The organism is Rhizobium sp. 16-488-2b, from assembly GCF_017741815.1.
Lineage (GTDB): Bacteria > Pseudomonadota > Alphaproteobacteria > Rhizobiales > Rhizobiaceae > Rhizobium.
This window is the reverse complement of the sequence record NZ_JAGHMF010000023.1, coordinates 1-23,263: the sequence shown is the minus strand read 5'-3', so window position 1 is coordinate 23,263 and position 23,263 is coordinate 1. Positions and strand designations below refer to the sequence as shown.

The 23,263-nt window shown below is 63.1% G+C and carries 20 protein-coding genes; 12 read left to right on the top strand and 8 right to left on the bottom strand.

Features of this window, described 5'->3' with window-relative positions; all coding sequences use genetic code 11:
* Positions 1 to 2 precede the first annotated feature (2 nt).
* From J5286_RS19315 to xylA, 5 genes are all read left to right on the top strand, one after another.
* Positions 3 to 1,595: a DHA2 family efflux MFS transporter permease subunit gene (locus J5286_RS19315; protein ID WP_209191750.1), complete on the top strand. Its 1,593-nt coding sequence runs from the start codon at positions 3 to 5 to the stop codon at positions 1,593 to 1,595.
* Positions 1,596 to 1,695: 100 nt separating this feature from the next.
* Positions 1,696 to 2,691 carry an alpha/beta fold hydrolase gene (locus J5286_RS19310; RefSeq protein ID WP_209191749.1) on the top strand — a complete coding sequence of 332 codons (996 nt, stop codon included), beginning with the start codon at positions 1,696 to 1,698 and terminating at the stop codon, positions 2,689 to 2,691.
* Positions 2,692 to 2,778: 87 nt separating this feature from the next.
* Positions 2,779 to 3,804, top strand: a complete 1,026-nt coding sequence (locus J5286_RS19305; RefSeq protein ID WP_209191748.1) for a LacI family DNA-binding transcriptional regulator — start codon at positions 2,779 to 2,781, stop codon at positions 3,802 to 3,804.
* An 18-nt stretch (positions 3,805 to 3,822) separates the two neighbouring features.
* On the top strand, positions 3,823 to 5,277 hold the full coding sequence (xylB, locus tag J5286_RS19300; RefSeq protein ID WP_209191747.1) for a xylulokinase: 1,455 nt from the start codon (positions 3,823 to 3,825) through the stop codon (positions 5,275 to 5,277).
* A 228-nt stretch (positions 5,278 to 5,505) separates the two neighbouring features.
* Positions 5,506 to 6,816 carry a xylose isomerase gene (gene xylA / locus J5286_RS19295; RefSeq protein ID WP_209191746.1) on the top strand — a complete coding sequence of 437 codons (1,311 nt, stop codon included), beginning with the start codon at positions 5,506 to 5,508 and terminating at the stop codon, positions 6,814 to 6,816.
* A gap of 79 nt (positions 6,817 to 6,895) precedes the next feature.
* Here the strand turns inward: xylA and J5286_RS19290 are convergent, their stop codons facing one another.
* The 3 genes from J5286_RS19290 to J5286_RS19280 all read right to left on the bottom strand — a co-directional run bounded on the left by J5286_RS19290 (position 6,896) and on the right by J5286_RS19280 (position 9,527).
* Positions 6,896 to 8,497: an inorganic phosphate transporter gene (locus J5286_RS19290; protein ID WP_209191745.1), complete on the bottom strand. Its 1,602-nt coding sequence runs from the start codon at positions 8,495 to 8,497 to the stop codon at positions 6,896 to 6,898.
* 408 nt (positions 8,498 to 8,905) lie between these two features.
* Positions 8,906 to 9,229: an addiction module antidote protein gene (locus tag J5286_RS19285; RefSeq protein ID WP_209191744.1), complete on the bottom strand. Its 324-nt coding sequence runs from the start codon at positions 9,227 to 9,229 to the stop codon at positions 8,906 to 8,908.
* Positions 9,222 to 9,527, bottom strand: coding sequence for a type II toxin-antitoxin system RelE/ParE family toxin (locus J5286_RS19280; RefSeq protein WP_209191743.1), 306 nt, complete (start codon positions 9,525 to 9,527; stop codon positions 9,222 to 9,224). Before J5286_RS19280 ends, J5286_RS19285 begins: the two co-directional genes overlap by 8 nt.
* Positions 9,528 to 9,705: 178 nt before the next feature.
* Between J5286_RS19280 and J5286_RS19275 the strand changes: the two genes are divergently transcribed.
* Together J5286_RS19275 and J5286_RS19270 are read left to right on the top strand one after the other, a co-directional pair.
* Complete coding sequence (locus tag J5286_RS19275) at positions 9,706 to 10,755, top strand: alpha/beta fold hydrolase (RefSeq protein WP_209191742.1); 1,050 nt, start codon at positions 9,706 to 9,708, stop codon at positions 10,753 to 10,755.
* A 24-nt stretch (positions 10,756 to 10,779) separates the two neighbouring features.
* The gene (locus J5286_RS19270; RefSeq protein WP_209191741.1) at positions 10,780 to 11,277 is read left to right on the top strand and encodes a cytochrome P460 family protein; all 498 of its coding nucleotides are present in this window, start codon (positions 10,780 to 10,782) and stop codon (positions 11,275 to 11,277) included.
* 18 nt (positions 11,278 to 11,295) lie between these two features.
* Here J5286_RS19270 and J5286_RS19265 read toward each other — a convergent pair whose 3' ends face one another.
* Positions 11,296 to 12,327, bottom strand: a complete 1,032-nt coding sequence (locus J5286_RS19265; RefSeq protein WP_209215374.1) for a LacI family DNA-binding transcriptional regulator — start codon at positions 12,325 to 12,327, stop codon at positions 11,296 to 11,298.
* 167 nt (positions 12,328 to 12,494) lie between these two features.
* On the opposite strand from J5286_RS19265, the gene J5286_RS19260 reads away from it, so the two are divergent.
* The 3 genes from J5286_RS19260 to J5286_RS19250 all read left to right on the top strand — a co-directional run bounded on the left by J5286_RS19260 (position 12,495) and on the right by J5286_RS19250 (position 16,126).
* Positions 12,495 to 14,018, top strand: coding sequence for a sugar ABC transporter ATP-binding protein (locus J5286_RS19260; RefSeq protein ID WP_209191739.1), 1,524 nt, complete (start codon positions 12,495 to 12,497; stop codon positions 14,016 to 14,018).
* Positions 14,019 to 14,099: 81 nt separating this feature from the next.
* On the top strand, positions 14,100 to 15,101 hold the full coding sequence (locus J5286_RS19255) for an ABC transporter permease (protein ID WP_112944165.1): 1,002 nt from the start codon (positions 14,100 to 14,102) through the stop codon (positions 15,099 to 15,101).
* Between the two features lie 77 nt (positions 15,102 to 15,178).
* On the top strand, positions 15,179 to 16,126 hold the full coding sequence (locus J5286_RS19250) for a substrate-binding domain-containing protein (RefSeq protein WP_037179586.1): 948 nt from the start codon (positions 15,179 to 15,181) through the stop codon (positions 16,124 to 16,126).
* A gap of 43 nt (positions 16,127 to 16,169) precedes the next feature.
* Here J5286_RS19250 and J5286_RS19245 read toward each other — a convergent pair whose 3' ends face one another.
* On the bottom strand, positions 16,170 to 17,960 hold the full coding sequence (locus tag J5286_RS19245) for an adenylate/guanylate cyclase domain-containing protein (RefSeq protein WP_209191738.1): 1,791 nt from the start codon (positions 17,958 to 17,960) through the stop codon (positions 16,170 to 16,172).
* Positions 17,961 to 18,228: 268 nt separating this feature from the next.
* On the opposite strand from J5286_RS19245, the gene J5286_RS19240 reads away from it, so the two are divergent.
* Together J5286_RS19240 and J5286_RS19235 are read left to right on the top strand one after the other, a co-directional pair.
* Positions 18,229 to 19,281 (top strand): sugar phosphate isomerase/epimerase family protein, encoded by a 1,053-nt coding sequence (locus tag J5286_RS19240; RefSeq protein ID WP_209191737.1) that lies wholly within the window; start codon positions 18,229 to 18,231, stop codon positions 19,279 to 19,281.
* A 222-nt stretch (positions 19,282 to 19,503) separates the two neighbouring features.
* Entirely contained in the window at positions 19,504 to 20,691 is a 1,188-nt protein-coding gene (locus J5286_RS19235) for a Gfo/Idh/MocA family protein (protein ID WP_113009223.1), read from the top strand.
* 233 nt (positions 20,692 to 20,924) lie between these two features.
* On the opposite strand, the gene J5286_RS19230 is transcribed toward J5286_RS19235, so the two are convergent.
* From J5286_RS19230 to J5286_RS19220, 3 genes are all read right to left on the bottom strand, one after another.
* Positions 20,925 to 21,332: a DoxX family protein gene (locus J5286_RS19230; RefSeq protein ID WP_209191736.1), complete on the bottom strand. Its 408-nt coding sequence runs from the start codon at positions 21,330 to 21,332 to the stop codon at positions 20,925 to 20,927.
* Positions 21,333 to 21,444: 112 nt separating this feature from the next.
* Positions 21,445 to 22,173 carry an esterase family protein gene (locus tag J5286_RS19225; RefSeq protein WP_209191735.1) on the bottom strand — a complete coding sequence of 243 codons (729 nt, stop codon included), beginning with the start codon at positions 22,171 to 22,173 and terminating at the stop codon, positions 21,445 to 21,447.
* Positions 22,145 to 23,134: an acetylxylan esterase gene (locus J5286_RS19220; protein WP_209191734.1), complete on the bottom strand. Its 990-nt coding sequence runs from the start codon at positions 23,132 to 23,134 to the stop codon at positions 22,145 to 22,147. Before J5286_RS19220 ends, J5286_RS19225 begins: the two co-directional genes overlap by 29 nt.
* Positions 23,135 to 23,263 lie beyond the last annotated feature (129 nt).

The window sequence follows — 23,263 nt, the reverse complement described above, 5'->3', positions numbered from 1 at the left end:
CGATGGCCGCGAGCACAACAGCAGGATCGATGCCGGCCGCGCCGGCAGCCGACGCCATGGACCCCCGCAAGCTCATCGCGTTTTTCGCGATGGTGGTGGGGATGTTCATGTCCATCCTGGACATTCAGATCGTGTCGGCGTCGCTGGCCGAAATCCAGGCCGGTCTCAGCGCCGGCACGGATGAAATCGGCTGGGTGCAGACGTCGTACCTGATCGCGGAAGTCATCATGATTCCGCTGTCGGGTACGCTCGCGCGCATCATCTCGACGCGCTATCTGTTCGCCTTCTCGGCGGCCGGCTTCACGGCTGCCAGCGCGCTGTGCGCCACCGCCACGAATATCGACCAGATGATCGTCTATCGTGCGATCCAGGGCTTCATCGGCGGCGGCATGATCCCGTCGGTGTTTGCGGCTGCCTTCACGATCTTCCCGCCCTCCAAGCGCAGCATCGTCTCGCCGATCATCGGCCTGATCGCGACGTTGGCGCCGACCATCGGCCCGACGGTCGGTGGCTACCTCAGCCATGCCTTCTCCTGGCACTGGCTGTTCCTCGTCAACATCATTCCCGGTATCATCGTCACGATCGTGACCTGGAATTTCATCGATTTCGACAAGCCGGAATTCTCGCTGTTCAAGAAGTTCGACTGGTGGGGCCTGGTCTCCATGGGCGTCTTCCTCGGCGCGCTGGAATATGTGCTCGAAGAAGGCAACTCGAACGACTGGTTCAACGACAGCCACATCACCATGGGCGCCATCGCCTCGGCGATCGGCTGCGTGGTCTTCTTCTACCGCGCCTTCAAGGTGGACTTTCCCGTCGTTGATCTCAGGGCGTTCAGCAACCGAAACTTCGCGGTCGGCTCGCTGTTTTCCTTCGTCATGGGTATCGGCCTCTACGGCCTGACCTATATCTACCCGCTCTATCTCGGGCGCATCCGGGGCTACGATTCTCTGATGATCGGCGAGACCATGTTCGTTTCCGGTCTCGCCATGTTCTTCACCGCGCCGATCGCCGGCAAGCTGTCGGCGAAGATGGATCTGCGCCTGATGATGGTGCTCGGCTTTGCGAGCTTCGCTGCCGGCACCTGGATCATGACCGGCGTGACGACCGATTGGGACTTCTACGAGCTCTTCATCCCGCAGATCCTGCGCGGCTTCGGCCTGATGATGTGTATGGTGCCGATCAACAATATCGCGCTTGGCACCATGCCGCCGGCGCGCATGCGCGGCGCGTCTGGCCTCTTCAACCTGACGCGTAACCTCGGCGGCGCCGTCGGTCTCGCGGTTATCAACACGGTGCTGACTAACCGCCAGGACGTGCACTACCAGCGAATCCGCGAGCATCTGGACTGGGGTAACCCTGTCGCGAGCGACCAGATCAACAACATGGCGTCGAAGTTCGACACATATGGCATGGATGGCGCGGCCGTCGCGATCAAGCAGATGGTCGGCATGGTGACGAAGCAGGCGATGGTGATGTCGTTCAGCGATATTTTCGTCATCCTCACCGGACTTTTCGTGGCGATGATCTTCGGCATCGTGCTGATCGACAAGCCGGCGCCGCCGCAAGGCGGTGGCGGGGGTGGCGGCGGCCACTGACGGTTCACGACAGCATGGACGAATTATGGCGCCGGCTTGGGAAACCAAAGCCGGCGTTTTCGCGTATACGCGATGATATAACCGGGATCGACCGCGCTTCATGTTCAAAGCTTCCGCCAGATTCGTTGCACTCCTCACCCTTATGTTGTCCGTCGCCGTGAACCATGTGTTCGCCGCCAGTCCGTCCGCCGACGAGGCGCGCATCGATGTCGGCGGCTACAGGATGAACAGCCTTTATCTCAAGGCGAAGCGGCCGGATCTGCCGCCGATCGTGTTCATCCACGGGGCCAGCGCCAATCTGCACGATCCGGTGTTTTCGTTTCGCGACCTGTTGGAAGGGCGCGCCGATCTTCTCTTCGTCGATCGTCCCGGCCACGGGCGCTCGGATCGCGGCGATCAGGAGAATGCATTTCCCGACGGGCAGGCCGATGCCATCGCTGACGTCATGACGAAACGCGGTATCAAGAAGGCAATCATCGTCAGTCATTCCTTCGGGGGCGCGGTGGCGGCGAGCTTCGCGCTGAGGCATCCCGACCGGGTGCTCGGCCTCGTCTTTCTGTCGCCCGCCGTCTACCCCTGGCCGGGCGGTATCGCCTGGTATTACGATGCCGCGAAGGTGCCGGTAACCGGCGCGCTGTTCAGTGCCATCGTCGTGCCGCCGGTGGGGCTCGCGATGATCGACAGCGCCACCCGCTCGGTTTTCGCGCCCAACCCCCGGCCGCCCGGCTACATCAAGGAGGCGCGTGCGTTGCAGGCGCTTGGGCCGAAGGCTTTCCGTGACAACGCCATCGATGTCGCCAATCTCCTGGAATGGACGAAGCGCAATTCACAGCACTTCGGCCGCATCCATGCACCGACGGTGATCATTTCGGGCGATACCGACAGCGTCGTCTCGCCTGATATCCACGCGCGCCATCTTGCCCGCGCCATCAAGGGCGCGTGGCTGCTGATGATCCACAACATGGGTCACAAGTCGGACTATGTCGCGCGGGATGTGGCGGTGGCGGCGATCGAAAGCGTCGCCGGCAGGTCGCGTGATCTGAAGCGTGCGGCAGCCAGGCTCGAAGCCGAGATCGCCAGGGATCACGAAAAGTAGCGGTCATTTCGGCACGGAAAACACGTCGTCGAAAAATTTGATTTACGTACATCAAAAATGGCGCTAAAGGTCTCGTCAGGAGGAGCGATGAGACCTACGGTTCACGATATTGCCGCAGCTGCGGGCGTCAGCCTTGCGACTGTCGATCGGGTGCTGAACCAGCGCCCGGGCGTTCGGCACGTGACGCGGGAGAAGGTCGAAACCGCCATTCGCGAGATCGGTTATGTGCGCGACGTCGCCGCCGCCAATCTCGCGAAGGGGCGGACTTATTCATTCGTGTTCATTGTTCCCGCCAGCGACAATTCCTTCATGCACGGGCTGAACGCCGAGGTGATGGCCGCGGTTGCGCGCTCGCCGGTGGAACGCACAGATATCCGTACCTTGGAGGTTCCGGCCTTCGATCCTGCAGCCCTTGCCGCTGCACTCGATACGCTACGCATCGAGCGTCCCGCCGGCGTGGCCCTGGTCGCGACCGATGCGCCGGAGGTGCGTGATGCCGTCGACCGGCTGGTGCAGGATGGCATTCCCGTCGTCACAGTCGTCTCCGATCTCACCGGCTCGCTGCGCCATCACTATGCCGGCGTCGACAATATCGCGGCCGGGCGGACGGCTGCGCGATTGCTCGGGCGTTTCCTTGGTGGCGCCAAGGGCGATGTCGCGGTTCTCGCCGGCTCCATGCTGGTGCGCGACCATCGCGAGCGGCTGGAGGGCTTCGCGGCCGTCATGGCGGAAGAGTTTCCCGGTCTCTCCATCCTGCCCGTCATCGAGGGGCGCGACGATCCTGACATGGCGCATATGCTGGTTTCGGACGCGCTGTCGAAGCGCGACGGCATCATCGGTGTCTACAGCCTCGGCGCCGGCAATCGCGGCCTGATCCGGGCGCTGAAGGATAAATCCGTCGACCGGGCGCTCACCGTCATCGCGCACGAACTGACGGATCATACGCGCACGGCCCTTCTCGACGGTACGATCGACGCAATCTTGAACCAGGATGCGGGCCACGAGGTGCGCAGCGCCATTCGCGTGTTGAAGGCCAAGGCCGACGGGCTCTCGGTCATCGACGCGCAGGAGCGCATCCGTCTCGATATCTTTCTGAAAGACAATCTGCCGTAACGGCAAAGGGAGAAACACATGTATCTGGGTCTCGATCTCGGAACCTCCGGCGTCAAAGCCATGCTGATCGATGGCGATCAGAAGATCATCGGCTCGGCCAACGGTTCGCTCGACGTGTCGCGTCCGCATCACGGATGGTCGGAGCAGGAGCCTTCGCACTGGGTGCGGGCGACCGAGGAGGCGATCGCTGGGCTGAAGGCGAAGCATCCGAAGGAGCTTGCCGCCGTCAGGGGCATCGGCCTTTCCGGCCAGATGCACGGCGCGACGCTGCTCGATGCCGATGACAAGGTGCTGCGTCCCTGCATTCTCTGGAACGACACGCGCAGCTATCTCGAGGCGGCAGCGCTCGATGCCGATCCGAAGTTCCGCAAACTCACCGGCAACATCGTTTTCCCCGGCTTTACCGCGCCGAAGCTTGCCTGGGTTGCCAAGCACGAGCCGGAGATTTTCGCCAAGGTCGCCAAGGTGCTTTTGCCGAAGGATTATCTGCGCCTGTGGCTGACCGGCGAGCACATTTCCGAGATGTCGGATTCGGCCGGCACGTCTTGGCTCGATACCGGCAAGCGCAAGTGGTCGTCCGAGCTCTTGGCCGCGACCGGCCTCGATGAAAAGCACATGCCAACGCTGGTCGAAGGCACGGAAGAGGGCGGCAGGCTGCGCGGCGAGCTCGCCTCGCAATGGGGCATCACCGGTTCCGTCGTCGTTGCCGGCGGGGCAGGCGACAACGCGGCATCCGCTTGCGGCATGGGCACCGTCAGCCATGGCGCGGCCTTCGTGTCGCTCGGTACATCGGGTGTGCTCTTCGCCGCCAACGGTTCCTATCTGCCGAAGCCGGAAAGTGCCGTTCACGCCTTCTGCCACGCGCTGCCCAACACCTGGCACCAGATGGGCGTCATTCTGTCCGCCACCGACGCGCTGAACTGGCACTCGCATGTCACGTCAAAGTCGGCGGCGGAGCTGACCGCCGAGCTTGGCGAAACGCTGAAGGCGCCATCGGGCGTCACCTTCCTTCCCTATCTCTCCGGCGAGCGCACGCCGCACAACGACGCCGTCATTCGCGGCGCCTTCATCGGGCTCGAGCATGAGAGCAGCCGCGTGGTGCTGACCCAAGCGGTGCTCGAAGGCGTGTCGTTCGCGATCCGCGACAATCTCGAGGCGCTGCGCTCGGCTGGCACCGATATCGCCCGCGTCACCGCCATCGGCGGCGGCTCGCGCTCGCGTTACTGGCTGGCCTCGATCGCCACAGCACTCGGCGTCCCCGTCGATCTGCCCGCCGACGGCGATTTCGGCGCCGCCTTCGGTGCGGCGCGTCTGGGGCTGATTGCGGCGACGGGGGCTGATCCGGTCGCGGTATGCACGCCGCCGGAAACGGATGGGACGATCGAGCCGGTTGCTGCGCTGAGCGGGGCGTATGAGGAGGCTTATGGCCGCTATCGTGCGCTTTATCCGGCGATCAAGGCTTTGGCGCATTGAGGGCTGACGGACGCTTGCACTGAGGTCGGAGCCCCCTCATCCGACCCTTCGGGCCACCTTCTCCCCGTGGGGGAGAAGGGAAGGTCGAGCGAGCGGCCCGCCCCGAGTCTCTTCTCCCCAACGGGGAGAAGGTGCCGGCAGGTCAGGTGCAGCTTGCTGCACCGGGGATGAGGGGGCCACACGGAATTACGGACACTTTTTTAAACCACACCCAAGGAGGAGTACCCCATGAGCACCGGATTTTTCGGCGATATCCAGAAGATCAAGTATGAAGGCCCGGACAGCACCAATCCGCTGGCCTTCCGCTATTACCAGCCGGACGAGATCGTTCTCGGCAAGCGGATGGAAGACCATCTGCGTTTCGCCGTTGCCTACTGGCACACGTTCACATGGCCGGGCGGCGACCCCTTTGGTGGGCAGACGTTCCTGCGTCCGTGGTTCGAAGACACGATGAAGGCTGCGAAGCTGAAGGCCGATGTTGCCTTCGAATTCTTCTCGCTGCTCGGTGCACCCTATTATTGCTTCCACGACGCCGATGTGCGCCCCGAAGGCAAGAACTTCGCCGAGAACACCAGGAACCTGAACGAGATCGTCGATTACTTCGCGGAGAAGCAGGCTGCCACCGGCACTAAGCTGCTCTGGGGCACGGCGAACCTGTTCTCCAACCGCCGCTTCATGTCGGGTGCCGCAACCAATCCCGATCCCGATGTCTTCGCCTTCTCCGCAGCGACCGTGAAGACCTGCATGGACGCGACGATGAAGCTCGGCGGCGAGAACTACGTTCTGTGGGGCGGCCGCGAAGGCTATGAGACGCTGCTCAACACTGACCTCAAGCGCGAGCTCGACCAGATGGGCCGCTTCCTCAACCTCGTGGTCGAGTACAAGCACAAGATCGGCTTCAAGGGCCAGATCCTGATCGAGCCGAAGCCGCAGGAGCCGACCAAGCACCAGTACGACTACGACGTCGCGACCGTCTACGGCTTCCTGAAGAAGAACGGCCTCGAAAACGAAGTGAAGCTCAACATCGAGCAGGGCCACGCGATCCTCGCCGGCCATTCCTTCGAGCACGAACTGGCGCTCGCAAACGCGCTCGGCATCTTCGGCTCGATCGACATGAACCGCAACGACTACCAGTCCGGCTGGGATACCGACCAGTTCCCGAACAACGTTCCTGAGATGGCGCTGGCCTACTACCAGGTTCTGGCAGGCGGTGGTTTCACCTCCGGCGGCACCAACTTCGACGCCAAGCTGCGCCGCCAGTCGCTCGATCCGGCCGACCTCCTGATCGGTCACATCGGCGGCATGGATTGCTGCGCCCGTGGTCTGAAGGCTGCCGCCAAGATGATCGAGGACAAGGCGCTGTCGCAGCCGCTCGCCAACCGCTATGCCGGCTGGGATTCGGCCGAAAGCCAGAAGATGCTGCGCGGCGAATATTCGCTCGAGCAGATCACGGCCCGCGTCGAGAGCCAGGACATCAACCCGCAGCCGAAGTCCGGCCAGCAGGAACTGCTCGAAAACGTCGTCAACCGCTACGTCTGATAGTCGGCGGATTGTTGAAACAAAAAGGCCGGGGAGCATTCGCTTCCCGGCTTTTTCAATTGCGCTATCGGCTCAGGCCTCAGAATACTTGGCGCAGGATGATGAAGAGCACGAAGGCGATGGCGATGGAGGCGGGTAGCGTCAGGATCCAGGCCATCAGCATGTTGCGCACCGTCGACCATTGCAGGCCGGAGCCATTCGCCGCCATCGTGCCGGCGACGCCCGACGACAGCACGTGGGTGGTCGAAACCGGTAGGCCGAGATGGTCGGCCGCGCCGATGGTGACCATGGCGACGACTTCGGCGGCGGCCCCCTGACCATAGGTCAGGTGGGTCTTGCCGATCTTTTCGCCGACGGTGATGACGATGCGCTTCCAGCCCACCATGGTGCCGAGGCCGAGCGCGATGGCGACGGCGATCTTGACCCAGAGCGGGATGAACTTGGTCGCGTTGTCGACCGCCTTGTGATAGGCGCTCACCGCCTGCAGATCGGCCGGCTCCATGGCGAGCAGCTTCTGCTTGTCGATCAGCTTCAGGGCTTCGCCGATCAGATAGATGTCGTTGCGGACGTTGCTGACGAGATGCGTGGGCACAGCCTCCAGCGTCGGGAAGGCGGCGACTTCGGCGCTCGTGGCGTGGATGAACTGCTGGAGCGCCGGCGTCGTGGCGTCGGTCCAGACCTTGTTCTTCACGGCATTGCTGACCTCGACGCGGAAATCGCCGGCGGCAGCACCCGGCTTCACATATTTGCCGAGCGCGGTTTCCACCTGGGCCGACGCGCTCTTGTAGGCTTCGAGATAGTTGACGTCAGGGGTGCGGTTCAGCGCGAAGGCGGTGGGGACGAGGCCGATCAGGATCAGCATGATCAGGCCCATGCCCTTCTGGCCGTCGTTCGATCCGTGGGCGAAGCTGACGCCGGTGCAGGTGAAGATCAAAAGACCGCGGATCCAGAGCGGCGGCGGGTTGTTGCCCTTCGGCTCCTCATAGAGCGCCTTGTTGCGCACCAGCACCTTCATGACCAGAAGCAGGACGGCGGAGAGGCCGAAGCCGATCAGGGGCGAGATCAGCAGCGACAGGCCGATATTGGTGGCCTGCGACCAGTCGACACCGCTGGTGGCGCTACCAACAGGCGCCAGGAACTGGTTGGCGAGACCGACGCCGATGATCGAGCCGACCAGCGTGTGCGAGCTCGAGGACGGCAGGCCGAGATACCAGGTGCCGAGGTTCCAGAGGATGGCGGCGATCAAGAGCGCGAAGACCATGGCGAGGCCGGAACCGGAGCCGACCTGCAGGATGAGCTCGACCGGAAGCAGCGCCAGGATGCCGAAGGCGACCGCGCCGCTCGACATCATGACGCCGAGGAAATTGAAAAAGCCAGACCAGATGACGGCGAGTTCGGCCGGCATGGAGCGGGTGTAGATGACGGTGGCGACGGCGTTGGCGGTGTCGTGGAAACCGTTGACGAATTCGAAGCCGAGCGCGATGAGCAATGCCAGTCCGAGCATGATCCAGGGAACGGCGGCAACGCTGGTGAGATCGCGCCCGAGCGCGTAACCGACATAGCCGAGACCGGCGACAAGCAGCAGGATGATCGCTGGAAGGAACCACTTTTTCGAAGCCGACCCGTGCAGCGGGTGGTTCTCGTGATCCCGGTGGATAGTCTCGTTGGTGATGTCAGCCATCTCAGTTCCTCTCTCAGAAGCCGTCCCTTCGAGTTATGCCTGCTGCGTGAACCTCTCATGACAATTGTCAATTCCGTGTGCCGGCATGGCACGCGATGTCGCATTGCGGCGGGCGCGATCTCGGCTCTATTGCGAACAGAAATCAGCATGCATGATCGGGAGGATCACATGAGCTTGCCTTTCTAGCTCGCCGACTGAGCCGAGATGATCTGACGTGACCGAGCGATCGAATGGCGCGCCTCCAGGCTGAAGGAGATGGGCTTCGGCGTCGGGCTGTGGAACTGGCCGGAGCATGATGAGACAGTAGCGCCCGGGCGCTGAAGGCCATGGGCTATGCCGTGCCTGTCGGCATGGAGGCGTTTGCGTCGGGTGACCCCGAGGCAGCGCTTGTGGCGTTCCTCGAGGCGTTTACGGTTTAGCCGACGCCTTTGCCTCTCGATCGGCGTGCGCCGGCACTTTTGCCGTCAGGCCGATGCCGAGCGCCTTCATGACGGATAGCGTCGTCTTCAGCGTCGGGTTGCCCTCGGCGCTGAAGGAGCGATAGAGCTGTTCGCGGGAGAGCCCCGTCTCACTGGCAATCTGGGTCATGCCCTTAGCGCGCGCAACGACGCCCAGCGCATGGGCGATATAGGCGGCGTCCTCTGTCTCGAAGGCTTCTTCTATGAAGACGGCAATTGCTTCGTCCGATGTCAGGTCATCGGCCGGATCGTATTGGGTGAATTTCTCAGCCATTGTTCTCGTTCCATTCGCTGAGCAGCCGTTTCGCCTCGGCTATATCGCGCTTCTGACTGCCTTTGTCGCCACCGCAAAGCAGGATGATCAGCGTCTGGCCATCCTGCTTGAAGTAGATGCGATAGCCTGGTCCGTAATGTATCCTCAGTTCGCTGATCCCGTCGCCGACCGGAGCGGCATCGCCGGCATGTCCAAAAGCCAGCCTATCCAGCCGTGAAGCGATCAACGCCCTAGCGCGCTCGTCTTTCAAGCGCGCCCGCCATTTTCGAAAGGTCTCGGACTGCCTAAGTTCGAGCATAAGGAATTGTAGTTTTAAAACTACGAAATATCAACCCATCATCGCACCGGCCGCGTCCGCGCTCTATACCAACATATAGGCCATTTCATACCTCGGTTGCCTGTCGGTCTCTTGGGGCTCGCGCTAGCTCTCAGGCTGAGCACTCGCGCTCCTTGCAACCGCCAATCGAGAGGCCCCCATGTCCGATGATACCAATCACCAACGCCGCCGCTTCCTTGGCGCCGCGGCCTTCGCTGCCGCTGCTGTCGGCATTGCCGGCACTGTGCGTGCGCAGACGACGGGAGCGGGAAGTGGCGCGCTTGCTTCGGTCAAGCCGGGCACGAATACGTCCTTTCCAGCGCTGAAGCAGGTCAAGACCGGTGTGCTCGATATCGGCTATGCGGAGCTTGGTCCGGCGACCGGACCCGCCGTGTTGCTGCTGCATGGCTGGCCCTACGACATCTATAGCTTTGTCGATGTCGCGCCGGTTCTTGCCGATGCCGGCTATCGCGTGCTCATTCCCTATCTGCGGGGATACGGGACGACGCGGTTTCTGTCTTCGAAGACACCGCGCAATGGACAGCAGGCGGCGATCGCCGTCGACATGATCGACTTCATGAACGCGCTGAAGATCGAGCGCGCGGTTGTCGGCGGTTATGATTGGGGCGGGCGGACGGCGAATATCATGGCCGCGCTCTGGCCGGAGCGGTGCAAGGCCATGGTCTCAGTCAGCGGCTACCTGATCGGCAGCCAGGCGATCAACGAGAAGCCGCTGCCGCCGAAGGCCGAACTCTCCTGGTGGTATCAGTTCTATTTCGCCACCGAACGCGGGCGTGCGGGCTATGACGCCAACAGGCACGATTTCGCCAAGCTCATCTGGACGCTCGCCTCGCCGCAATGGCACTTCGACGACGCCACCTACGATCGCACGGCCAAAGCCTTCGAAAATCCGGATCATGTCGCGATCACCATCCATAATTATCGCTGGCGGCTCGATCTCGCCAAGGGCGAGAAGAAATACGATGCGCTGGAGCGCAAGCTCGCGAAATTGCCCGATATCGGCGTGCCGACGATCACCATGGAAGGCGATGCCAACGGCGCGCCGCACCCGGATCCGGCCTCCTACACCACGAAGTTCACCGGCAAATACGAGCATCGGACGATCACCGGCGGCATCGGTCACAATCTGCCGCAAGAGGCGCCGGCGGCCTTCGCCCAGGCGATCATCGATGCAGACCGGCTTGCGTGAGTGGCTGCCATGACAGGGGAAATCATGCTGCTTTCAGCCGCCACCGCTGTCGGCGCCAGCGTCTTTGCGATCGGCTCGCTCGCCGGCGAAACGCCTAGCGCCAAGCCGGTCTCGCCGATCTACGGCGTCTCCCTTCCTGACGGCTACCGGCAGTGGGAGTTGATCGCGCCGGCGCTCGAGGATGCGCCGCTAAACGAGCTGCGCGTGGTCGTCGGCAACGATATCGCCGTCAAGGCCTATCGCGACGGCACGCTTCCGTTTCCTGATGGCAGCGTGCTCGTCAAGCTTGCCTGGAAACGCACGCCATCGGCCGAATTCGCGCCCGCGTCCGTCCCCGGTGCGGCGACGACGGTGCAGGTCATGGTCAAGGATGCGACGAAATACGCCGCCTCTGGTGGTTGGGGATTTGGCCGGTTCATCAATGGCGTTCCAGCCGACCAGGCTCAGCATGAGACCTGCTTTGCCTGTCACGAGGCGCGCGTGAACAGTCACGACTATGTCTTTACGCGCTATGCACCGTAGCCGATATCGCGTTTTGCGCTAGCGCTTTGACCACTGTTTCGACGGCACCGACACCGAGTTGCGGACGACGAGATCCGGCCGCAGCAGGATCTCGGTCTCGGCGGGCTGGCCGTCGCCCAGGAATTCCAGCAGTAGCGCCATCGCCTGCTTGCCGATCGCGGTGCGCGGCTGGCGCACCGTCGTCAATGGCGGCGACATGAAGACGGCCTGGGGGACGTCATCGAAGCCGGTGACGGAAAAGTCGCGGGGGATGTCGTAGCCGCGGGCGTTGAGGCCGATCATCACGCCGATCGCCGTCTGGTCGTTGACGCACATGCAGGCGGTCGGCAGCGTGTCACGCATGAAGAGCTGCTCCACGGCGTGGCGGCCGCTTTCGAGCGTGCCGTCGCCTTCGAGGATGATGCGCTGGCCTTTCGCGACGCCGGCTGCATCCAGTCCCTCGTCATAGCCCTGGCGGCGCCTGGAATAGGCAAGACGCGTCTTGCTGTCGCCGATGAAGGCTATTCTGCGATGACCTTCGGCGAGCAACAGGTCGACCGCCTTGCGCGCACCCTCGATATCGTCGACGCCGACATAGGGAATGCCGCCGTTGAAGACCGGCTCGAAGACGCCGACGCTGGGCGGGAGCCTTGCCGTCATCGTCTGGTGGCCGAAGGGCAGGATGCCGGTGAAGAGAATCAATCCGGCGGCTTGGTTTGAATTCAGGAATTTGAGATATTCGAGGCCGCGCTGGGCGTCGTTCTGCGTATGGCCGATGAGAATGCCGTAGCCATGGGCGCGGGCCTCGTTCTCCAGGCCGATCAGAATGTTGGAAAAGTTGGGGTCGCCGATGTCGGGAGCCACGACCAGGATCATGTTGGAACGGCCGAGACGCAGGCTGCGGGCCATGGCGTTCGTCGTGTATCCCGTGATCGCGATCGCCTGGTTGACCTTCAGCCGCGTCGAGTTGGCGACCTTCTCCGGCGTATGGATCGCCCGCGACACGGTCGCGATTGAAACCTCGGCGATCCGGGCGACATCCTCGATGGTTGCTGGCGTGGAATTCGACACTGCGTTCTGCCTTGGGGCTCAATTCGCGGCGACACTACACAGACTGAAGGATACGTCAAAGGGCGAAGCCAAGAGAACTTCGTGATATGATGATGTAAACCTTTACATCGCACATGTAAAGGTTTACACAAGGGTCAAGCGGGTGGGAGCCCGCAGGGGAGGACATCATGAGTTTGGAGACTGTCGAGGCTGCGCCGGTGGTGTTGTCGGCCCGACGCATATGCAAATCCTTCAATGGGGTGCAGGTCCTCTTCAGTGTCAATTTCGAGCTTCGCGCCGGTGAAATCCATGCGCTGATGGGCGAAAACGGTGCGGGAAAGTCGACCCTCGTCAAGGTGATGTCCGGCTTCGAACAGCCGACCTCGGGCGAGATCATCCTCGACGGCCAGCCGGTCGTGCTGCCGCCGAATGGCGCCGCCGAGGCGCTTGGCATCGTCATCATCCACCAGGAATTCAATCTCGCGGATCACCTGACCGTCGCCGAAAGCCTGTTTCTCGGTCGCGAGGTCACGCGCTTCGGCGTGCTCGATCGCAAGTTCATGCGGGCCGAGACCCGCAAGGCGCTCGATCTGCTCGGTTCGCATGTCGACGAGAACGCGCTGATCAGCACGCTTTCGATCGCCGACAAGCAGATGGTGGAGATTGCCAAGGCGATCAGCCGCGATGCGCGCGTGGTGTTCATGGACGAGCCGACGGCGGTGCTGTCGCGCGAGGAAACCAATTTCCTGTTCAAGCAGGTGCGCAAGCTTCGCGACAAGGGCACGAGCTTCGTCTTCGTGTCGCACAAGCTCGACGAGGTCATGGAGCTGACCGACCGGGTGACGGTGCTGCGCGACGGGCAGTGGGTGAAGACGGCGCCGACGGCGATGCTCGATGGTGAATCGATCGCCCAGCTGATGGTCGGCCGCGAACTTTCCAGCCTCTATCCGACCAAGAACGAGCCCGATGTCGACGAAGAGATCGTGCTGAAGGTCGAGGGTATCTCGACCGGCTATGTGCAGGATGCGAGCTTCGAGGTGCGCAAGGGCGAGATCATCGGCTTTTCCGGCATGATCGGCTCCGGCCGCACGGAACTGATGGAGGCGATCGCTGGCCTGCGCGGCCGTACCGCCGGCGAGGTTGTCATCCGTGGCGAGAGTGTTCAGTCGGGCGACGTGCACGCGGCCAATCGCGCCGGGCTCGCCTACATGACCAAGGATCGCAAGCACAAGGGCCTGCTGCTCGGCTCCAACATGCTGGCAAACCTGACGCTGCAGTCGCTGGGTCAGCATTCTCGGCACGGCTATCTCAGCCCCAGCAGCGAGGCGGCAGCGCTGGCGAAAGCGCGGCGGCGCTTCGATATCCGCGTGCGCGACGCCAATATCGTGGCCGGGCGCATGTCGGGTGGTAATCAGCAGAAGCTGCTGCTCGCCAAGGTCATGGAGACGGCCCCGGAAATCATCATCATCGACGAGCCGACGCGCGGCATCGATGTCGGCACCAAGCAGCAGATCTATCATTTCATCTCGGCACTGGCGCGCGACGGGCGCTCGATCATCGTCGTCTCCTCGGAGATGCCCGAGGTGATCGGGCTCTGCACCCGGGTGGCCGTGATGCGCGAGGGGCGGATCGTCGGCGTGCTCGAGGGCGACGAGATTTCCGAGCAGGAGATCATGCGCTATGCGGCGGGCCTGAAGAAGAAGGCCGCCTGAGGCGGTCGCAAGAAATAACCGCCGACGCGGCGGATCAAGAGACAAAATGCCTGCAGGCATGACGGGAGGATGGCTTTGGATATGAGTGCGAACGACGAGACCAGTCAGATCAGACGGCGTTCCTGGCGGGATATCGATCTCAGGGCGGTTGCGCCGTTCGCGGCGCTTGCGCTGTTGCTGGTCGTCGGCGCGCTGGTCAATCCGAATTTCATCGGCATCACCAACCTCGCCAATGTCGCGACCCGCAGCGCCTTCATCGCCATCATCGCCGTCGGCGCCACCTTCGTCATCTCGTCGGGGGATCTCGATCTCTCTGTCGGGTCGATGGTCGCCTTCGTCGCCAGCCTGATGATCCTGTTGATGAATTCCGGCCTCATTGCCGATCCGGCCTTGATGCTTGTTGTCGCCGTCGTCTTCACCATCGTCGCCGGCGCGCTCTGCGGTCTGGCGAACGGGCTGATCACCACGGTTGGCAAGATCGAGCCGTTCATCGCCACGCTCGGCACCATGGGCATCTATCGCGGCCTGACGACCTGGCTCTCACAGGGCGGCGCGATCACGTTGCGCTCCGCCGAGCAGCAGTCGCTCTATCGCCCGGTCTATTTCGGTTCGATCGCCGGTGTACCGGTGCCTATCATCGTCATCCTCGCGGTCACCGCGGTCGCCGCCTTCATTCTCTATCGCACGCGCTATGGCCGGCATGTCACGGCCGTCGGCTCGAACCGCGACGTGGCGCGCTATTCCGGCATCGCCGTCAACAAGGTGCGCACCATCGCCTTCGTCATTCAGGGGCTGTGCGTGGCAATCGCCGTGCTGCTCTACGTGCCGCGTCTCGGCTCGACATCGGCGACAACGGGCATCCTGTGGGAGCTGCAGGCGATCACCGCGGTCGTCGTCGGCGGCACGGCGCTGAAGGGCGGGGCAGGGCGCGTTTGGGGCACGATCTGCGGCGCCTTCATTCTCGAGCTCGTCGGCAACATCATGCTGCTCTCGAACTTCATCTCGGAATATCTGATCGGCGCCATCCAGGGCTCGATCATCATCATCGCCATGCTCGTGCAGCGGTCGCTGGCGCGCAGGTAGCAAGGGATTGGCCGGGTCGGCGGGGCGCCCGGTCTCAAGGTTCGCAAGCCCTGGGGTTTAATGGGAGGAAGACAGACATGCGTAAGACACTATTCAGTTTGGCGGTCGTGACGGCGGCGCTGCTCGCCGGCGTCGCTCACTCGGCGGACAAGAAGACCATCGGCGTATCGATCCCGGCGGCCGACCACGGCTGGACCTCCGGCGTGGTGTTCCATGCCGAGCGCGTCGCCAAGCTGCTGATGGCCGAGCACCCTGACCTCACCGTCATCGTCAAGACCTCGCCGGATGCCGCAAGCCAGGCAAACGCGGTGCAGGATCTGGCGACGCAGGGCATGGACGCGCTGGTCATCCTGCCGTCCGATCCGGATCCGCTCGTCAACGCCATCAAGGAAGTCAAGGACAAGGGCACCTTCGTGGCGCTGGTCGACCGTGCGCCGAGCACCAACGACGACAGCGTGCGTGACATCTACATCGCCGGCAACAACCCGGCGCTTGGCGAAGTCGCCGGCAAGTACATCAAGGAAACCACGCCGGACGCACAGGTCGTCGTCATTCGCGGCCTGCCGATCCCGATCGACCAGCAGCGCCAGGACGGCTTCGACAAGGGCATCGCCGGCTCCAACGTCAAGGTTCTCGACCGCCAGTTCGGCAACTGGAACCGCGATGACGCCTTCAAGGTGATGCAGGACTATCTCACCAAGTACCCGAAGATCGACGTGGTCTGGTGCCAGGACGACGACATGGCCGTCGGCGTACTGCAGGCAATCGAGCAGGCCAAGCGCACCGACATCAAGTATGTCGTGGCCGGCGCCGGCTCCAAGGACATGGTCAAGAAGGTCATGGACGGAGACAAGATGATCCCGGTCGACGTTCTCTATCCGCCGGCAATGGTTGGCACCGCGATGGAACTGACGGCCGCGTCGCTTTACGACCAGGTGCCGGTTCGCGGCACCTACATCCTCGACGCCACGCTGGTGACGAAGGACAACGCCAAGGACTTCTACTTCCCGGATTCGCCGTTCTGATCCTTGTGAATACGAGGCGCCCGCTCGAAAGGGCGGGCGTCTTTCATTGTGGCGGCAAGCCTGCCTTGGCGAGATCGCCGACAAAGCGCTCGATGAAGGTTTCGCTCATCGCCGGCTTGAGGCCGAAGTAGAATTCACGCCTGGCATCATCAAGCGTCATGCCCGGTCGAAAATTGTAGAGCTCGTCGATCGTCCGGCGCGCCTCCTCGATCTTGCCCTGCCGTCCCTGGATCGCCACCAGCGCCATCGCCGGCCAGAAGGTGACGTTCGGCGAGCGCATCGATGCGCGGGCGGCGTCGGCCGCCTCGTCGAGCTTGTCCATCTGGTAGTTCGCGAAGGCCATCATGCTGTGAAAGGTCCAGAGATGCGGGTCGCGCGGACTGAGACGAAAGGCTTCGCTGAATTCGGGCATGCCCTCCTGCGGCCGATCGGCGTAGCAGAGCGCCTGGCCGAGCGCGAAATGCGCCTGGGCAAAGCTGTGGTCCAGTTTCACCGCATGGCGGAGATGGGCGATCCCTGCCTCCGTGGCGCCGTCGAGCGCAAGCGCCCGGCCGAGCGCCAGATGCGCGGCGGGCTCCTTCTGATCGAGCGTGATCGCCCGTTCGGCAAGCTCGATCGCCTCGCATATGCGCCCGGAACGCTCCTCGAGCGAGCCGTACCAGCCGAGCTGGATGTGGACGTAGGCGAGCCGCGCCTGCGCCTGCGCGAAACTCGGATCGATGGCGATCGCCTGCTCGAACAGCTGTTTGGCCGTGTTCAATTCGTCGATGGTGAAGCGGTAGAGATGCCAGAGGCCCTTCAGATAAATCTCCCAGGCGGTCATGTCGACGATCGAGCGGCCGCGCAGCGCCGCGAATTCGATGGCGCTCAATTCGGGCTCGATGGTTCCGGTGATCTCGGAGGCGATCTCGTCCTGGAGGTCGAAGATATCAGCCAGCATGCGGTCATAGCGTTCAGCCCAGAGCAGCGTGCCCTCGCTTCCATCCAGGAGCTGCGCGGTGATGCGGATGCGCGTGTCGGAGCGGCGGACGCTGCCTTCGAGCACGTATTTGACGCCGAGATCCTCGGCGACGCGTCGGGCATCGACGGCGCGGCCCTTGAAACTGAAGGAAGAATTGCGGGCGGCGACCAGCAGCCAGCGGCAGCGCGCCAGGGTGGCGATCAGCTCGTCGGTGAAACCATCGGAAAAATGCTCCTGCCCCTCGATGCTCGACATGTTGGCAAAGGGAAGTACGGCGATCGACGGGCGCTTGCGCTCAGGCGGCTGGCTCGGGATCGCCCGGTCCGGGATTTCTTCGTCGAGACCGTCCGTCTGGCTGCCCGGCGGAAACCAGCGCCATACCCGGACGGTCTGCTCGATGTTCTTCAGCTTGCGATTGCCGAAGTCGGTGGCCTCGAAATCGAGCGCCGTGCCGATCTGATCGCGCACCTGCTGCGACAGGCAGATGCCGCCGGCCGGCGCCAGCGCCTGCAGCCGCGCGGCGATGTTGACGCTCTCGCCGAAGATATCGCCATCCTCGTTGAGGACGTCGCCGACATGGATGCCGATCCGCCAGATCATCCGGCGGTCGGGCACGACATCATAATTGCCGGCGAGAATGGCCTGTTGGATCTCCATCGCGCAGCGCAACGCGTCGACCACGCTGGAAAACTCCGCCAGCGTGCCGTCTCCGACGAACTTCACGACATGTCCGCGATGCCTGGTGATGGTGGGGACGATGGTCTCGGTGTTGTGGCGTTTCAGCGCCGCAAACGTCCCCGCTTCGTCGAGGCCCATCAGCCGGGAGAAGCCGACAACATCCGCATCCAAGATTGCTGCCAGCCGCCGCGTCATGGACCACCCTCCTGGTCGACCAAGAGTAGCACGCGGTGGCGGGAAGTCCACAAAGATGCGCTGCCGCATGGGCTCTCACGACGTAAGCGCCAAGAAATGCGGTACGTACGTCTTGCGGCTAGGTGCCCGACATGGTTTAGTCGCAACCGTCCATTTCCGCCCATCGGGGCAGGATTTGCATTCTCGCCAAAATCGGCTTGCAGAGTGCAAATCAAGTGCTAGAACTACACCAGAAACGTTTACGGTCATCATTCAGGGAGGAATTGACATGAAAACGATCAAGGGCCCAGGCTTGTTCCTCGGGCAGTTCGCGGGCGATGCCGCACCTTTCAATTCGTGGGATTCGATCACCAAGTGGGCAGCCGATATCGGCTACAAGGGCGTGCAGGTTCCGACCTGGGCGGGCCAGCTGATCGACCTCAAGAAGGCTGCATCATCCAAGGATTATTGCGACGAGTTCGCCGGTGTTGCGCGCCAGAACGGCGTCGAGATCACCGAGCTCTCCACCCATCTTCAGGGCCAGCTGGTCGCCGTGCACCCGGCCTATGACGAAGCCTTCGATGGTTTCGCCGCACCCGAAGTGCGCGGCAACCCGAAGGCGCGCCAGGAATGGGCCGTCGAGCAGGTGAAGATGGCGCTGACGGCGTCCAAGCATCTCGGCATCAAGGCGCATGCGACCTTCTCCGGCGCGCTTGCCTGGCCGTTCATCTATCCGTGGCCGCAGCGCCCGGCCGGCCTCGTCGAAACCGCCTTCGACGAACTTGCCAAGCGCTGGACGCCGATCCTGAACCACGCCGACGAAAACGGCGTCGACATCTGCTACGAGATCCATCCCGGCGAAGACCTGCATGACGGCGTCACCTTCGAGATGTTTCTCGAGCGCGTGAAGAACCACCCGCGCGCCAACATGCTCTACGATCCCTCGCACTACGTGCTGCAGTACCTGGATTACCTCGACAACATCGACATCTACAAAGACCGGATCAAGATGTTCCACGTCAAGGACGCCGAGTTCAACCCGACGGGTCGCCAGGGCGTCTATGGCGGTTACCAGGGCTGGGTCGAACGCGCTGGCCGCTTCCGCTCGCTGGGCGACGGCCAGGTCGATTTCGGTGCGGTGTTCTCGAAGATGACGGCCAACAACTTCGATGGCTGGGCTGTGGTCGAATGGGAATGCGCGCTGAAGCATCCGGAAGACGGCGCGCGCGAGGGTGCCGAGTTCGTCAAGTCGCACATCATCCGCGTGACGGAGAAGGCCTTCGACGACTTCGCGGGTAGCGGTACGGACCAGGCGGCCAATCGGCGGATGCTGGGGATTTAAGCTGGGTTTCGTCTGGTAGGAGAGGTGGTGCCGTGCAGCCCCCTCATCCGACCCTTCGGGCCACCTTCTCCCCGTGGGGGAGAAGGGAAGGTCGAGCGAGCGGCCTGCCCCGAGTCTCTTCTCCCCAACGGGGAGAAGGTGCCGGCAGGCGGATGAGGGGGCCACGCGGCACAACGCCAAACCGGACCCTCACGCAAATACAGCACAATTTTGGAGAAACCAATGACAATCGAAGCATCAACGCAGCAGACGCGCGAACCGCGCATCCGTCTTGGCATGGTCGGCGGTGGCGCCGGCGCTTTCATTGGCGCGGTGCACCGCATCGCTGCCCGTATCGACGATCAGTATGAGCTGATCGCGGGCGCGCTGTCGTCGACGCCGGAAAAGGCGATGGCGTCTGGCGCCGATCTCGGGCTCGATCCGACCCGCACCTATTCCAGCTATCGCGAGATGGCGATCCGCGAGGCGAAGCTGAAGAACGGCATCGAGGCGGTGTCGATCGTGACGCCGAACCACGTGCACTATGACGCCGCCAAGGAGTTCCTGCGTCGCGGCATCCACGTCATCTGCGACAAGCCGCTGACCTCGAACCTCGCCGACGCCAAGAAGCTGAAGAAGGTGGCCGACGAGAGCGGCGCGCTGTTCATCCTCACGCACAACTACACCGGCTATCCGATGGTGCGCCAGGCGCGCGAGATGATCGCCAATGGCGAACTCGGCGATATCCGCCTGGTGCAGGCCGAATATCCGCAGGATTGGCTGACCGAAGCCGTCGAGCAGCAGGGCGCCAAGCAGGCGGTGTGGCGCACCGACCCGGCGCAATCGGGTGCCGGTGGTTCCACCGGCGATATCGGCACGCATGCCTATAACCTCGCCACCTTCGTCTCCGGCCTCGAACTCGACAGCCTTGCCGCCGATCTCGACAGCTTCGTCGAAGGCCGCCGTCTCGACGACAACGCGCATGTGATGCTGCGCTTCAAGGCCAAGGGCTCGGAAAAGCCGGCCAAGGGCATGCTCTGGTGCAGCCAGGTGGCTCCGGGCCACGAGAACGGCCTCAAGGTCCGCGTCTACGGCACCAAGGGTGGTCTGGAATGGGTGCAGGCCGATCCGAACTATCTGTGGTTCACGCCGTTCGGCGAGCCGAAGCGCCTGATCACCCGCAACGGCGCCGGCTCCGGAGCCGCCGCCGCCCGCGTCTCGCGCATCCCGTCCGGTCACCCGGAAGGCTATCTCGAGGCTTTTGCGACGATCTACACGGAAGCCGCGCATGCCATCAACGCGCATAAGAAGGGCAAGGCGGTCGACAAGGCCGTGGTGTACCCGACAGTGGATGACGGCGTGAAGGGTGTCGCCTTCGTGGATGCCTGCGTGGCGTCGTCGAAGCGCAATGGGGCCTGGGTGAAGGTGTAAGTTTCGGGCTTGGCTTGGGTGGAGGGGGTGTGCCGCGGGGCACCCCCCTCTGCCCTGCCGGGCATCTCCCCCACAAGGGGGGAGATCGACTCGTTGCGATGTTTACGCCAAACAATGAAGGTGGAACGAGCGGCTGCGCCCAGCCAATCTCCCCACTTGTGGGGGAGATGCCCGGCAGGGCAGAGGGGGGTATCCCCGCTCCGCCGCCCGCTTCTCACCAGCCCATCAACCAATCAAGCCGCAACCGCACCCTGCTTGCGCTTCATCATCGCATCGACGCTGAACGGACCGGCGCCGGCGGCGACGATGTAGAGGAAGACGAAGCAGAAGAGGATGGCGGCGACGCCGCCGTTCTGGGCGGGGAAGAAGCCGCGTGGCGCGTGGCCGATGAAATAGGCGAAAGCCATCAGGCCGGAGAGGACGAAGGCGGCGGCGCGGGTCTGAAAGCCGATCAGCACCAGGAAGCCGAGCGTCAGTTCAAGCAGGCCGGCAATCCAGGACATCGACCCGACATCGGGCACGCGCTCGGCAGCCGGGAAATGCAGGATCTTCTGCGTGCCGTAGCTGAAGAGAACGAGCGCGGAGACGATGCGCAGCAGGCTGAGCAGGGCCGGCTGCAGGGCGTGGATCGAAGCGAACATGAAAGACCTTTCTTTAGGAATGACTGTTCGAAGCCTTTAGCCACGGTCCCGGCAATGACAATTCACGAGTTTTGACTTTGGCGTTATTGGCCGCCTACTGGCGTTCGGCGGCTCAGATGTAGAGTGCCGCCATCTTGCGCCAGGCGCTGGCGCGGTGGGCGCGGCCGTCCCAGACATGCAGCTGATGGCCGACCTGCTTGTCGGACAGAAGCCGGCTCAGATAGTGGTTGTTGTCGAGAAAGGGGTCGGCATTGCCGATCGTCATGACGATCTCGACCTCACGCAGCTTGTCCAGCTGCCAGCCGTGATGGAGCCCCGGCAGGAAATGCGTTGGGGTGTGGAAATAGACGGCGTTGTCGTAATAGCCGTCAAGCAAGTCGCCGAAGGCTTCGACCCTCAGCGTCAGGTCGTAGCGCCCGGAGAAAGCGACGAGCTTGCGGAACAGATGCGGGTGGCGGAAGACGAGGCTGGCCGCCTGGAAGGCGCCGAGGCTGCAGCCATGCACGATGGTGCAGTCGTGCCCGTTTCGTGCGGCCATCAGCGGCAGGACTTCGTGGAGGATATAGTCCTCGAAGGCCTGATGCCGATGGATGCGGTCAGCCGGGTGGCGGTCGAAGCCGTAGAAGGTCTCCGTGGCGAGACCCTCTATGCAATAGAGCTGCAACTGGCCGGCTTCGAGCTTGTGGGCGAGGCTGGCGACGAGGCCGATCCGTTCATACTCCCAGAAACGGCCATCGCGCGTCGGAAACATCAACACCTTGGCGCCGGCATGGCCGAACACCAACAGCTCCATCTCGCGATGCAGGCGCGGGCTATGCCAGCGCAGATATTCCCGGTTCATGAAGCTTCAAAAAACCTCGCAGCTTTTCGCGCAGAGCAAAATTCTGTTCCGTCATTCCAGGATAGTCGAAATGTCCGGCGTCGAGGATGAAGATTTCATTATATTTTAACGGCGGTACCGCGTTGGCCACGGCGAACTGGCAGGGCGGGGCGACGGCCGGATCGAAGAGGGCGACGGCCACCAGCATCGGCACCTTGATGCGCGTCGCTGATGTCGCGGCGTCGAAGAGGCGCAGATGGTCGAGCACGTCGGGATGGGTCTTCTGGTAGGTCTGCACGGAATCGGCGCTGCCGACCGTCGGTAGCGTGAGCCACTGCTTACGGTCGCCGAAGGTGGGGACGATCAGGTGGCCGCGATCGATGCGATTGTCGAAGGGGATCGCCAACGCGCCCAGGCCGCCGCCGAAGCTGCCGCCGATATAGCCGATGCGGTTTGCGAGCCATGGATAGAGCGCCTGCAGCGTCGAGACCGCGATCCAGAGATCCTCGACGCAACCGCCGATGACGTAGTCGTCGGGGCTATCGATATTGTGGAGCACATGGCCGGGCGCATCGGGCGGGATCGGCGCCTGCGCGCTCCGCGACATGCCGCGCGCGCAGGGGAAGAGGATGGCGGTCTGCTCCACCGGCAGATCGAAATCCGGCGCATCGCGGCCGCCATAGCCATGGCCGACCACCAGCCCGCGCCGCACCGGCGCGTCGCGCGGCAAGAGCAGCCAGCCGCCGATCGTGACGTCATCCGTCGAGGTGTAGGTGATGTCGAGCACCTGCCAGGCGGGGTGGGTGAGGTTGCTTTGCTTAAGCGCCGGCTGCGGGTCGATGGTGAGCGCCCGTTTGTAGCGCTTTTGCCAGAAGGCGTCGAAGCCTGGGGGCGCCTCGGGCGGGACGATGGCGCACAGCGTGTCGAGCGTCATGCCGTAGGTGGGGTCGAAGGGGAAGGGGTGCGTCTTGGGGATGGTCATGCGGGAGTTGTTCCGTGGAAATGGGGGGATTGCAAGGCGGGGTGCGTTTCTGGGTTGGAGAAAAAGATCCCTCTGCATTCGGCCCAAAGACCCCTCCCCAACCCCTCCCCACAAGGGGGAGGGGCTTGC